This window comes from Pseudochelatococcus sp. (assembly GCF_050946405.1).
Lineage (GTDB): Bacteria > Pseudomonadota > Alphaproteobacteria > Rhizobiales > Beijerinckiaceae > Pseudochelatococcus.
The window spans coordinates 60,228-72,674 of sequence record NZ_JBMNUS010000006.1; the positions used below are offsets into that span (position 1 = coordinate 60,228).

9 protein-coding genes are annotated in these 12,447 nt (G+C 66.3%); 6 read left to right on the forward strand and 3 right to left on the reverse strand.

Translation table 11 applies throughout. The features are described 5' to 3' along the window. Window positions 1–112 precede the first annotated feature (112 nt). From carB to ACOYJQ_RS10625, 3 genes are all read left to right on the forward strand, one after another. Window positions 113–3,445: a carbamoyl-phosphate synthase large subunit gene (carB, locus tag ACOYJQ_RS10615; protein ID WP_433458276.1), complete on the forward strand. Its 3,333-nt coding sequence runs from the start codon at window positions 113–115 to the stop codon at window positions 3,443–3,445. 85 nt (window positions 3,446–3,530) lie between these two features. Then, entirely contained in the window at window positions 3,531–4,004 is a 474-nt protein-coding gene (greA, locus tag ACOYJQ_RS10620; RefSeq protein WP_433458277.1) for a transcription elongation factor GreA, read from the forward strand. A 159-nt stretch (window positions 4,005–4,163) separates the two neighbouring features. Next, window positions 4,164–4,679 (forward strand): hypothetical protein, encoded by a 516-nt coding sequence (locus tag ACOYJQ_RS10625; RefSeq protein ID WP_433458278.1) that lies wholly within the window; start codon window positions 4,164–4,166, stop codon window positions 4,677–4,679. A 215-nt stretch (window positions 4,680–4,894) separates the two neighbouring features. Here the strand turns inward: ACOYJQ_RS10625 and ACOYJQ_RS10630 are convergent, their stop codons facing one another. After that, entirely contained in the window at window positions 4,895–5,368 is a 474-nt protein-coding gene (locus ACOYJQ_RS10630) for an Lrp/AsnC family transcriptional regulator (RefSeq protein ID WP_433458279.1), read from the reverse strand. A 222-nt stretch (window positions 5,369–5,590) separates the two neighbouring features. Between ACOYJQ_RS10630 and ACOYJQ_RS10635 the strand changes: the two genes are divergently transcribed. From ACOYJQ_RS10635 to ACOYJQ_RS10645, 3 genes are all read left to right on the forward strand, one after another. Then, on the forward strand, window positions 5,591–6,664 hold the full coding sequence (locus tag ACOYJQ_RS10635; RefSeq protein ID WP_433458280.1) for a mitochondrial fission ELM1 family protein: 1,074 nt from the start codon (window positions 5,591–5,593) through the stop codon (window positions 6,662–6,664). Continuing rightward, complete coding sequence (gene trxB, locus ACOYJQ_RS10640; RefSeq protein ID WP_433458282.1) at window positions 6,661–7,677, forward strand: thioredoxin-disulfide reductase; 1,017 nt, start codon at window positions 6,661–6,663, stop codon at window positions 7,675–7,677. The genes ACOYJQ_RS10635 and trxB overlap by 4 nt, the downstream gene beginning before the upstream one ends. A gap of 287 nt (window positions 7,678–7,964) precedes the next feature. Next, window positions 7,965–8,855, forward strand: a complete 891-nt coding sequence (locus ACOYJQ_RS10645; protein WP_433458283.1) for a LysR family transcriptional regulator — start codon at window positions 7,965–7,967, stop codon at window positions 8,853–8,855. A gap of 416 nt (window positions 8,856–9,271) precedes the next feature. Here ACOYJQ_RS10645 and ACOYJQ_RS10650 read toward each other — a convergent pair whose 3' ends face one another. Together ACOYJQ_RS10650 and uvrB are read right to left on the reverse strand one after the other, a co-directional pair. After that, on the reverse strand, window positions 9,272–9,517 hold the full coding sequence (locus ACOYJQ_RS10650; RefSeq protein WP_433458285.1) for a hypothetical protein: 246 nt from the start codon (window positions 9,515–9,517) through the stop codon (window positions 9,272–9,274). A 170-nt stretch (window positions 9,518–9,687) separates the two neighbouring features. Continuing rightward, on the reverse strand, window positions 9,688–12,444 hold the full coding sequence (gene uvrB, locus ACOYJQ_RS10655; protein ID WP_433458545.1) for an excinuclease ABC subunit UvrB: 2,757 nt from the start codon (window positions 12,442–12,444) through the stop codon (window positions 9,688–9,690). Window positions 12,445–12,447: the final 3 nt, after the last annotated feature.

Below are 12,447 nucleotides of genomic sequence, written 5' to 3' on the forward strand. Positions count from 1 at the left end.
CGGCGGCCCGCCCGCCGCGCCGCGTGCCCGAAGGCGTGCGGCGACGGCAGGCGGGATGCGGTCTGCCGCGCGAACTTCGCGCGCCTCTTGCAAGGCTATTCAAGGTTTCTCCATGCCCAAACGCACCGATCTGTCCACGATACTCATCATTGGCGCGGGGCCGATCGTCATCGGCCAGGCGTGCGAGTTCGACTATTCCGGCACGCAGGCCTGCAAGGCGCTGCGCGAGGAGGGCTATCGGGTCGTTCTGGTCAACTCCAATCCCGCCACCATCATGACCGACCCGGAACTGGCCGACGCCACCTATGTCGAGCCGATCACGCCGGAAGTCGTGGCGAGCATCATCAGGAAAGAGCGCTACAAGGCGCCGGGCGGCTTCGCCTTGCTGCCGACCATGGGCGGGCAGACGGCGCTCAACTGCGCCCTGTCGCTGCGCAAGATGGGCGTGCTGGAGGAACTCGACGTCGAAATGATCGGCGCCACCGCGGAGGCCATCGACAAGGCCGAGGACCGCGAGCTGTTCCGCGAGGCGATGACGAGGATCGGCCTCGCCACGCCGCTGTCGCATCAGGTGCGCACGCTTGGCGACGCGCTCAACGTGCTCGACGAGATCGGGCTGCCAGCCATCATCCGCCCGTCCTTCACCATGGGCGGCACGGGCGGCGGCATCGCCTACAACAAGGAAGAGTTCATCGACATCGTCGACCGCGGCATCGACGCCTCGCCCACCAACGAGGTGCTGATCGAGCAGAGCGTGCTGGGGTGGAAAGAATACGAGATGGAGGTCGTCCGCGACAGGAACGACAATTGCATCATCGTCTGCTCCATCGAGAACATCGACCCGATGGGCGTGCATACCGGCGATTCGATCACGGTGGCGCCGGCGCTGACGCTCACCGACAAGGAATACCAGATCATGCGCGACGCATCCCTCGCGGTGCTGCGCGAGATCGGCGTCGAGACGGGCGGCTCCAACGTGCAGTTCGCCGTCAATCCGGCCGACGGCAAGATGATCGTCATCGAGATGAACCCGCGCGTGTCGCGCTCCTCGGCGCTTGCATCGAAGGCCACCGGCTTTCCGATCGCCAAGGTCGCGGCCAAGCTCGCGGTGGGCTATACGCTGGACGAGATCGCCAACGACATCACCGGCGGGGCGATGCCGGCTTCCTTCGAGCCGACCATCGATTACGTGGTCACGAAGATTCCGCGCTTCGCCTTCGAGAAATTCCCCGGCGCGGAGCCGACGCTGACCACGGCGATGAAATCGGTCGGCGAGGCGATGGCCATCGGCCGCACCTTCGCGGAATCGCTGCAAAAGGCGCTGCGCTCGCTGGAGACGGGCCTCACGGGCCTCGACGAGATCGAGATTCCCGGCATCGGCCAGGGCGACGACCGCAACGCCATCAAGGCGGCGATCGGCACGCCCACGCCCGACCGTCTGCTGTTCGTGGCGCAGGCGCTGCGGCTCGGGCTGACGAAGGAGGAGATTCACGCCTCCTGCCAGATCGATCCGTGGTTCCTGGCGCAGATCGAGGACATCATCGCCCTTGAGGCGCGGGTGAAGGCGCACGGCCTGCCGCCGACGGCGAAGGCGTTCCGGCAGCTCAAGGCCGCCGGCTTCTCGGACGCGCGCCTCTCGGTGCTGGCGGGCAAGACGGAAGCGGAGGCGCGCGCCGCGCGCCGGGCGCTGGGCGTGCGTCCGGTCTTCAAGCGGATCGATACTTGCGCCGGTGAGTTCGCCGCCCCCACCGCTTATATGTATTCGACCTACGCCATGCCCTTCGGCGATGCGCCGGCGGACGAGGCGTTTCCCTCGGAGCGCAACAAGGTCGTCATTCTCGGCGGCGGGCCGAACCGCATCGGGCAGGGCATCGAGTTCGACTATTGCTGTTGCCACGCCTCCTTCGCGCTGCGGGCGGCGGGCTACGAGACGGTCATGGTCAACTGCAACCCCGAGACCGTCTCCACCGACTACGATACTTCCGACCGGCTCTATTTCGAGCCGCTGACGGCTGAAGACGTGCTGGAAATCATCGAGACGGAGCGGGAGAAGGGCACGCTTCACGGCGTCATCGTGCAGTTCGGCGGCCAGACGCCGCTCAAGCTCGCCAGGGCGCTGGAGGAAAACCGCGTGCCGATTCTGGGCACCTCCCCCGACGCCATCGACCTTGCCGAAGACCGCGACCGCTTCAAGCGCCTCCTGGAAAAGCTCAACCTGCGCCAGCCGACGAACGGCATCGCCTATTCGGTCGAGCAGAGCCGGCTGGTGGCGGCGGAGGTCGGCCTGCCGCTCGTGGTGCGCCCGTCCTACGTGCTCGGCGGGCGGGCGATGGCGATCATCCGCGATGAGGAGACGCTGAACGACTACCTGCTCGGCACCCTGCCGGCGCTCGTGCCGCAGGATATCAAGGCGCGCTACCCCAACGACAAGACGGGGCAGATCAACACGCTGCTCGGCAAGAACCCGCTGCTGTTCGACAGCTACATCTCGGACGCCATCGAGGTCGATGTCGACGCCCTCGCCGACGGCGAGACGGTGTTCATCGCCGGCATCATGGAGCATATCGAGGAAGCCGGCATCCACTCCGGCGATTCCGCCTGCTCGCTGCCGCCGCGCTCGCTGCCGCCCGAGATCCTCGCCGAGATCGAGCGCCAGACGCGCGACATGGCGCTGGCGCTTCGGGTCGTCGGGCTGATGAACGTGCAATACGCGATCAAGGGCGGTGAAATCTACGTGCTGGAGGTCAACCCGCGCGCCTCGCGCACGGTGCCCTTCGTCGCCAAGGTGATGGGCGAGCCCTTCGCGCGCATCGCCTCGCGCGTGATGGCGGGCGAATCGCTGTCGGACTTCGGTCTGAAGCCGAAAATCCTCAACCATATCGGCGTGAAGGAGGCGGTTTTCCCCTTCGCCCGCTTCCCCGGCGTGGATATCCTGCTCGGGCCGGAGATGCGTTCGACCGGCGAGGTCATCGGGCTGGACACCAGTTTCGGCGCGGCCTTCGCCAAGAGCCAGCTCGGCGGCGGCACGAAGGTGCCGCTGGAGGGCGCGGTGTTCGTCTCGGTGCGCGACGCGGACAAGCTGCGCATTCTGCCGACTGTCAAGCTTCTGGTGGAGCTGGGCTTTTCCGTCATCGCCACGGATGGCACCGCCCGTTTCCTGCGCGAGCACGATGTCGCGGCGACGCGCATCAACAAGGTGCTGGAGGGGCGGCCGCATATCGTGGACCTGATCAAGAACGGCCGCGTGCAGCTCGTGTTCAACACGACGGAAGGCGCGCAGGCGCTGGCCGATTCCCGTTCGTTGCGCCGCGCGGCCCTCTTGCATAAGGTGCCGTACTACACCACTCTAGCGGGAGCGATCGCCGCAGCCGAAGGCATCCGCGCCTGGAAGGGCGGGGCGCTGGAAGTGCGGGCATTGCAGGACTACTGGCCCTCCCCGGCCTGAACGGGGGCGGTTAAGAGATGGTTTTCTTGACGCGGGGCGCCGTTCGTGCGCCCCTTGTTTACATGTGACGACGGAAACGGAAACAATGGAAAAGATCCCCATGACCGCCGCGGGCTACGCGGCTTTGGAGGCAGAACTCAAGCGCCGTCAGCAGGAGGATCGCCAGCGCATCATCGAAGCGATAGCCGAGGCGCGCGCCCACGGCGATCTTTCGGAAAATGCCGAGTACCACGCCGCCAAGGAACAGCAGAGCCTCAACGAGGGCCGCATTCTCGAGCTGGAAGGGTTCATCTCGCGCGCCGACATCATCGACGTATCGAAGTTGAGCGGCAACAAGATAAAGTTCGGCGCAACCGTCAAACTGGTCGATGAGGACACCGAGCAGGAAAAGGTGTATCAGATCGTGGGTGAGCCGGAGGCGAATGCGAGTCTCGGCAAGGTTTCCATCGCCTCGCCCATCGCGCGCGCGCTGATCGGCAAGGCTGCCGGCGACAGCGTCGAGGTGGTGACGCCCGGCGGCAGCAAATCCTACGAGATCGTTGACGTCGTTTTCAAATAGGGGCGTACTGCCTGGAGCGAAACGCATTCGGCCTGAATCTGAATTTTGCTTCGGCACGTCGTTCCTGCATCGGGTTTGCCCCACAAACGGGCGCCATTTCAGGGTTTGATGCAGTCGGGGGTCGTCATGGAAAGCGCATTTTCACGCCGGACATTCCTGATGACGGGGGCAGCGCTCGCCGCCGCCGCCGTCGGGGGTTGCGTCACCTCCCGCGACGTGCCGCTGCCTGCGGGTGAGGCGGCGGCGCTGCGTCTGCGGTCTGTCCGCGTCGACGCCGGCCCCTTGCGGGCGCGCGGTCTGGCGCCGTGGGCCGATCAGGTTCGGGCCGCGATGCAGCCGGAGCTGGAAACGCTGTTCGCGGCGCGCCTCGCTCCGGGCGACAGGCAGGCCGACACGCTCGTGGCGCGTGTCGACAGCATCAGCCTCGCCTCGTGGGCGGGCGGCGGTGGCGGCGATCGCTGGTTCGGCGGCGGCGGCTCCGATACCGATTACATGGAAGGCTATGCGCTCGTTATCGGGGCGAACGGCGCCGAGCGCGCCCGCTACCACATCCTGCTCGCGCTCCCCGCAAGCTCGGCCGGGGCGTGGTACCGGCCCGACATCGACAACCGCCGGATCGCAGGACTCGCGCGCACTTTCGCCGGCTGGGCGCATCGCCGGGTGATCGGACGCTAGAGCGTTTTCAAGCAAAGCGGATACCGCTTTGCGTGAAGAAAACGCGTCAAGTCAATAAGATAGAGCATTTCTGCGTTTCAACGAAACGCCGAAATGCTCTGGAGCGGCTTGCGTTCAAGCCGATCCATCGAATTGAACGCAAGTTGCGGTAAAATATAGAATTTAGGGAACGCCGATCGCGCCGCCGCTTTCGCTGTGGCTCCTTTTCGTGCCCGCTACCGCACCGATTCCAGCGGGATCGGCGGCGCATCCTTGACCTGGGCGACGGTGAGTGCCGTGCGGACGTTGCGCACGTTGGGCAGGGCGGTGAGATCGAGAACGAGCTTCTGAAAGGAATGCAGGTCGCGCGCCACGCATTTCAGCAGGAAATCGATGTCGCCTGACAGCGACCAGCACTCGCGCACGATGGACCAGTTGCGGACGTGGTTCTCGAACCGCGCGAGGTCGCTGCCCGCCTGGCTCGAAAGCTGCACCATCGCGAAGCAGGTGATTTCGAAGCCGAGCCGCTTGCCGTCCAGCAAGGCCCGGTAGCCGCGGATGATGCCCGCCTCCTCCAGCGCGCGCACGCGCCGCAGGCAGGGCGGAGCCGAAAGACCGGCGCGGCGCGCCAGTTCGACATTCGTCAGGCGGCCGTTCTCCTGCAATTCCTTGAGGATTTTCCAATCGGTGGCGTCGAGTTCGAGGGGCAAGCGTCACATCCTTGATAAGCCGTTGCGCGCTCCGTGTCTTTCATCCGCAGCGTTCAGGCATGGCCCGCTTCGCGCGGACGAAGCGGACGCCGCCTTCCATACGAAAGGAAACCGTCTATACTGGGACACAATAGCGAAGTTCAATCAACATGCTATCACGTTTCGTCCCGCATGCGTCCCGCGGCTTCGGCCTTATCCCCATCTGCCTTTTCCCGGTTTGTCATGGCACTCGAGAGCAACAGGTCCGCCGATCGGCATTTCTCCGGGGAGCCGGTCGCGCTCGGCGGCGGCGTGTCCTGCTGGGTGTTGACCGACGGCAAGGCGGGAGACGAGTTGCAATGCGTCGGCGTGGCGCGGGCGCTGGGATGCCCTGTGGAGGTGCGCCGCGTGCGTCCCCGCCCGCCGTTCGTGTGGATGATGCCGCGCGGCTGCATCGATCCGCGCGAGGCGCCCGCCCGCCCCGGCTCGCCGATCGCGCCGCCGTTTCCCGATATCCTGATCGCATCCGGCCGGCGGGCGGTGGCCTATGTGCGGGCCGTCAAGCGCGCTTCCGGCGGGCGCACCTTCACGGTGATCCTCAAGGACCCGCGTATCGGCGCGCGGGCCGCGGATCTCATCTGGGTGCCGGCGCATGATCGGCTGCGCGGGCCGAACGTCATCACGACGCTGACGGCGCCGCACCACGTTTCGCGGCAGCGTCTGGCCGCCGCCCGCGCCGCGCCGCCGCCCGCCCTCGCGCGCCTGCCCCGGCCACGGGTCGCGGTGCTGGCCGGCGGCGACAGCCGCCATCACCGTTTCACCCCGGCCGATGTGGCCCGCTTCCTCGATCTCCTCGCGGGGCTGACGGAGGAGGGCGCGGCGCTGATGGCGACGACATCGCGGCGCACGCCAGAGGCGCTTCGCGAGGGGCTCGGCGCGCTGGTGACGCGCACCGGCGGCTATCTCTGGGACGGGCGCGGGGAAGCGGCGGACAATCCCTACATCGCGCTGCTGGCGCTGGCTGATTCGGTCGTGGTGACGGCCGATTCGGCCAATATGCTCGGCGAGGCCGCCGCCACCGGCGCGCCGCTGCTGGTTTTCGAGCCCTCGGGCGGGCATCGCAAGCTTACAATGCTTCTGAACGGGTTGGAAAAGTGCGGCATCGCACGCCCGCTGAGGGGAAGACTTGAAGGAAACGCATACCTGCCGTTAGATACCACAGTGACCGTCGCGGGCGAGATCATCCGCTCGTTTCATGCGCACCGCGCGCGTCTCGCGATCGTTGCCGACCAAGCACACCGGACGGAAAATCCATGACAACGCCCTCCTTTCCGCAATCTCCCGCCCCGGATTCTTCCGCTCCCGCGCCGATCTCTCCGGTTCGGGGCGGCGTCAGCCACACGCGGCTGCTGGTCGTCGGCGCGGGGCCGGCCGGTTACACGGCGGCGATCTATGCGGCGCGTGCATTGCTGGAGCCGGTGTTGATCTCCGGCCTACAACCCGGCGGACAGCTCACCATCACGACCGACGTCGAAAACTATCCGGGCTTCGCCGATCCGATACAGGGGCCGTGGCTGGTGGAGCAGATGCGGTTGCAGGCGGAGCATGTCGGCGCGCGCCTCGTTTCCGATGTGATCGTGTCGGCCGATCTGTCGGCGCGTCCTTTCCGGCTCACGGGCGACAGCGGCCACGTCTATACGGGCGATGCGCTGGTGATCGCCACCGGCGCGCAGGCCAAGTGGCTCGGCCTGCCGTCCGAGCAGGCGTTCCAGGGCTTCGGCGTCTCGGCTTGCGCCACCTGCGACGGCTTCTTCTTCCGCAACCGGGAGGTCGTCGTCGTCGGCGGCGGCAACACGGCGGTGGAGGAAGCGCTCTATCTGTCGCAGATCGCGTCGAAGGTCGTGCTGGTGCACCGGCGCGATTCGCTGCGTGCCGAACGTATCCTTCAGGATCGCCTGTTCGCCAGCCCGAAGATCGAGGTGGTCTGGAACAGCGCCGTCGAGGAAATCGTCGGGCAGGATCTGCCGCGTTCCGTCACGGCGGTGCGGCTGCGCCATGTTTTGACGGGCGAGGTGAGCGAGCGGGCGGCGGACGGCGTATTCGTCGCCATCGGGCACCGGCCGGAGAGCGGGCTTTTCGCCGGGCAGATCGAGCTGACGCCCGCCGGCTATATCCGCACCGAGCCGGGCGGCACGCGCACGAGCGTGCCCGGCGTCTTCGCCGCCGGCGATGTCGCGGATGAGGTCTATCGGCAGGCGGTGACGGCGGCGGGGCTCGGCTGCATGGCGGCGCTCGACGCCGAGCGCTGGCTTGCCGCCCAGGAAAGCTGACGCATGCGCCGGGCGGGCGGGGCGGCCTTTCGCCTCGCCGCCGCCTTGCGCCGTCCACTCGCTGTCGGGCGTTTTTTCGGAAAGGCGGCATCCGCTGTTGCCGGCCGTGCAGGCTGGCTTGCAGAGCGCGTTCCGTTCGGGCGATTCCGTTTGGACGATAAGAATTCGCTCCAAATCAATAAGTTACAGCATGTTGTCGTTTTCACGAAAAGACAGCATGCTCTATGAATGCAACCCGGCGGGGTGTGGCCGGGAAAACACGATAATGCCAGGGTAGGGGACGGGCCGTGGATTGGGATAAGGTCAGGATATTCTACACCGTTGCGGAGGCCGGCAGCTTCACGCGGGCGGGCGAGGATCTGGGGTTGAGCCAGTCGGCGGTGAGCCGGCAGGTGAGCGCGCTGGAGCGGGAGCTGAAAGCCCCGCTGTTCCACCGCCACGCGCGCGGGCTCATTCTTACCGAGCAGGGGGAGCTGCTGTTCCGCGCGGCGCGCGACATGACCATGCGCCTCGAGGCGACCCGCGCGCGGCTGTCGGAGTCGCGCGAGCGGCCGTCCGGCACGCTGCGGGTGACGACGACGCCGGGGCTCGGCACGCACTGGCTGACGCCGCGTCTGGGCGAGTTCATGGATATCTACCCGGATATCCGCGTCGAGCTGCTGCTGACCGACGACGAGCTCGATCTGTCGATGCGGGAAGCGGACGTCGCCATCCGCCTGCGCCAGCCGGTGCAGGGCGACCTGATCCAGCGCCGGCTGTTCACCGTGCATTTCCATGTCTACGCCTCGACCGAATATCTCAAGCGCTTCGGCCAGCCGGAGCGGCTTTCCGATCTCGACAACCACCGCATCATGAGCTTCGGCGGCCCGGTGCCGCACTACCTGCTCGCCGTGCACTGGCTGGCAACGGCGGGGCGCGACGCGCGCGACCCGCGCAGCTATCACCTGCTGGTCAACAACGTCACCTCGCTGAAAAAGGCCGTCGAGAAGGGAGCCGGGATCGCCGTGCTGCCCGATTTCATCGTCGAGCAGGGGTTGGGCCTCGTGCAACTGCTGTCCGACGTCGAAATGCCCTCGCTGGACAGCTATCTGGTGTTTCCCGAGGAAATGAAGAACGTCGCGCGCGTGCAGGTGTTTCGCGATTTCCTCATCGGCAAGGCCCAGCGCTGGACCTATTGACGCGGATTTCCGCCGAGGCGGAATTTGACCCGGCCGTTCGCTTCCGTATCCGATGTTTCCGGCAGGCGCGCAATTCCCGGCGCGGGCGGGCCGAAGCGGTTGCGCGGGCAGCGCGGCCGCGACCTGCCGAGAAAACGGGCAGAACTGACCGGAATTCCATCGCCGGGATGAAGCATGCGCCATACGCATGCCTGTTATGTAGTCTGTTGCGTTGCAAAAACGCAGCGCAACGTGCATTCTGACTGCGGTTGAGACTGATGAGCTCCGCACCTCCTCCCGGCGTAGAGCTTGTTTCAACCGTTCCCCTCTGGAAGTTCCAGCTATGCTGGAGCTACTTTCAGGCCGAGTTCCCTCGTGGAATTCGGCCTTTTTTTTATCTCGCCACATCGTTTCTCTTGTTACCGTTACGCGTGCATTCAATGGCGCGGCCGGCGGTTCGGTTTCGCCGGGAAGCCCGGCCTTAAAAAACACACAAAGATAATGTTGATATGGAATATTGTTTTAATTCCATGTGTTTTATGCAAAGATTTTATCGGCTGGGGCGGCGGTGCATTTTTTGTGCGCTGCGGCATGGGTGGCGCGCGTCCCGCGCATAACGATGTCTCGTGCGGCATCGGCAAACCATCGACGTGTCCGATATCCGCGCCGCCGCCGTTCAGCATTGGAGCAAGCCCGATCCTGCCGGGCGGGCTCTCGTTTCCCGACCGGGATCCGCTCGAAGCGGAGAATCGCGAAGCAAAAGCCGATCCGGTCGGATCGGCTTTTGCTTCGGAACGGATTTCATGGCGAACGGTGCTTCGGCGAACGGTGCTTCAGGGGCGTGACGGTAATGTCACGATGACGGCTTCGTCTTCTGCCGGCTGCGCTTCTTGGGCGTCGGTTTGCCGGGCCAGCCGCCGGTGGAGCGGGGCTGGAAATGTTCCGCGCCGAGCGGCACCGCCTCCTGCTTCGGGCCCATTTCGTCCAGCGTCGGCTTGCGGGCGCGGGCGGCAGGCGGCGGCAGATTGGCCGCATCGCCGTATTTGCGCGCGCCGGCATAGGCGCCCGCGCGGTCCTCGACCTCGCCCTGACGCGCCAGCGGATCGTCGGCGATGGCGAGTTCCGTCGCTTGCAGGCGCTTGATCTCGTCGCGCAGGCGCGCGGCGGTTTCGAATTCGAGATCGGCCGCTGCGGCCCGCATGCGTTTGTCGAGATCGGCCAGAACCGTCTTGAGGTTGTGGCCGACGGCGGCCTTTTCGGTGAGCCCGGTGTCGACGGTGACGTGATCGCGCTCGTAGACCGATTCGAGAATGTCGCCGATGCGTTTCTTCACGCTCTGCGGCGTGATGCCGTGTTCCTCGTTGTAGGCCATCTGCCGGTCGCGGCGGCGTGTCGTTTCGGCGAGCGCGCGCTCCAGCGAGCCGGTGATGTTGTCGGCGTAGCAGATGACGTGCCCCTCGGCGTTGCGCGCCGCGCGGCCGATGGTCTGCACGAGCGATGTTTCGGAGCGCAGAAAGCCTTCCTTGTCCGCGTCCAGAATGGCGACGAGCGCGCATTCGGGAATGTCGAGTCCCTCGCGCAGCAGGTTGATGCCCACCAGCACGTCGAAGGCGCCGAGCCGCAGGTCGCGGATGATCTCGATGCGCTCCAGCGTGTCGATGTCCGAGTGCATGTAGCGCACGCGCACGCCGTTTTCGTGCAGATATTCCGTGAGGTCCTCGGCCATGCGCTTGGTGAGCACGGTGACGAGCGAGCGGTAGCCGCGCGCCGTCGTCGCGCGCACCTCGCCGAGCAGGTCGTCCACCTGGCTGCGGGCGGGGCGGATTTCCACCGGCGGATCGACGAGGCCCGTGGGGCGGATGACCTGCTCCACGAACACGCCGCCGGTGCGCTCCAGCTCCCATTTTCCCGGCGTCGCCGAGACATGCACCGATTGCGGGCGCATGGCGTCCCATTCCTCGAAACGCAGCGGCCGGTTGTCCATGCACGAGGGCAGGCGGAAGCCGTATTCGGCCAGCGTCGCCTTGCGCCGGAAGTCGCCACGGTACATGCCGCCGATCTGCGGGATGGTGACATGGCTCTCGTCGGCGAAGACGAGCGCGTTGTCGGGCAGGTACTCGAACAGCGTCGGCGGCGGCTCGCCCGGCTTGCGCCCGGTGAGATAGCGCGAATAGTTCTCGATGCCGGCGCAGGAGCCGGTGGCCTCCATCATCTCCAGATCGAACACGGTGCGCTGTTCCAGCCGCTGCGCCTCCAGCAGGCGGCCCATGCGCGTCAGTTCCTCCACGCGCCGCGCCATCTCCTCCTTGATGCCCTTGATCGACTGGAGCAGCGTCGGGCGCGGCGTGACGTAATGCGAATTGGCGTACATCTTGACGAAGCCGAGATCGGCCGTCTTCTGCCCGGTGAGCGGATCGAACTCGGCGATGGCCTCCACCTCGTCGCCGAACAGCGAGAGGCGCCAGGCCCGGTCCTCGTAGTGGGCGGGGAACACCTCAATGACATCGCCGCGCACGCGAAAGGTGCCGCGGGTGAAATCGGCGCCGGTGCGCTTGTATTGCAGCGCCACGAGATCGGCGATGAGCTGGCGTTGCTCCACGCGCTCGCCGACCTTCACCGAAAACGTCATCGCCGTATAGGTCTCGACCGAGCCGATACCGTAGATGCACGAGACGGAGGCGACGATGATCACGTCGTCGCGCTCCAGCAGCGCGCGGGTGGCGGCGTGGCGCATGCGGTCGATCTGCTCGTTGATCGACGATTCCTTTTCGATATAGGTGTCCGAACGCGGCACGTAGGCTTCGGGCTGGTAGTAGTCGTAATAGGAGACGAAATACTCGACGGCGTTGTCGGGAAAGAAGCTCTTGAACTCGCCGTAGAGTTGCGCCGCGAGCGTCTTGTTGGGGGCGAGGATGAGCGCCGGGCGCTGGGTTTCCTCGATGACCTTGGCCATGGTGAACGTCTTGCCCGAGCCCGTGACGCCGAGCAGCACCTGATCGCGCTCGTCGTCGCGGATGCCCTGCACCAGTTCCGCGATGGCGGTCGGCTGGTCGCCGGCGGGCGCGAAATCCGACTGCATGCGGAAGCGGATGCCGCCTTCCGATTTCTCCGGCCGTTCGGGCCGGTGGGGCGTCCAGACCTCGCCGTTCTTGATGAACGGGTTGCCGTCCTCCAGCAATTGCGTCAGCGCCGATACGGTGGCGGAAACGCCCGATCCCTCGCCTGCGAGATCGGCGGCGCGCGCGCCCTCCGTCGCCTTGCCGCGTTTGCGCGCGGGTTTGGGGGCGGGGCGGCCGTCGCCCTCGAGGGACACGGACAAGCGCGCGGCGAGTTCGGGGTCGTTCGTCGGCGTGGCATCGACGGCATAGCCGCTTTGCGGCGCTTCCTCGAAGCCGCGGCCGCGGTTGAGGGCGGGATTGAGCAGATCGGCCAGGAAAGGATCGAGCGGCACCAGTTCCGGCCGGGATGCTTTCCCGAGCTTTCGTCCGCGGGTTTTGCCGCCTTCCGCGCCGCGTGCGGCCGCCGCCGGCGAGGGCGCGGAGGCCGCGTCTTCCTTCGCCGGTGCGCCGGGTTTGCCGGAATTGTCGGATGATCCAGTCGTGCGCGCCATGCC

Coding starts and splice junctions, on each gene's coding strand:
- carB (WP_433458276.1), top strand. CDS start 113: ATGCCCAAACGCACCGATCTGTCCACGATACTCATCATTGGCGCGGGG.
- uvrB (WP_433458545.1), bottom strand. CDS start 12,444: ATGGCGCGCACGACTGGATCATCCGACAATTCCGGCAAACCCGGCGCA.
- trxB (WP_433458282.1), top strand. CDS start 6,661: ATGACAACGCCCTCCTTTCCGCAATCTCCCGCCCCGGATTCTTCCGCT.
- ACOYJQ_RS10635 (WP_433458280.1), top strand. CDS start 5,591: ATGGCACTCGAGAGCAACAGGTCCGCCGATCGGCATTTCTCCGGGGAG.
- greA (WP_433458277.1), top strand. CDS start 3,531: ATGGAAAAGATCCCCATGACCGCCGCGGGCTACGCGGCTTTGGAGGCA.
- ACOYJQ_RS10625 (WP_433458278.1), top strand. CDS start 4,164: ATGACGGGGGCAGCGCTCGCCGCCGCCGCCGTCGGGGGTTGCGTCACC.
- ACOYJQ_RS10650 (WP_433458285.1), bottom strand. CDS start 9,517: ATGCTGAACGGCGGCGGCGCGGATATCGGACACGTCGATGGTTTGCCG.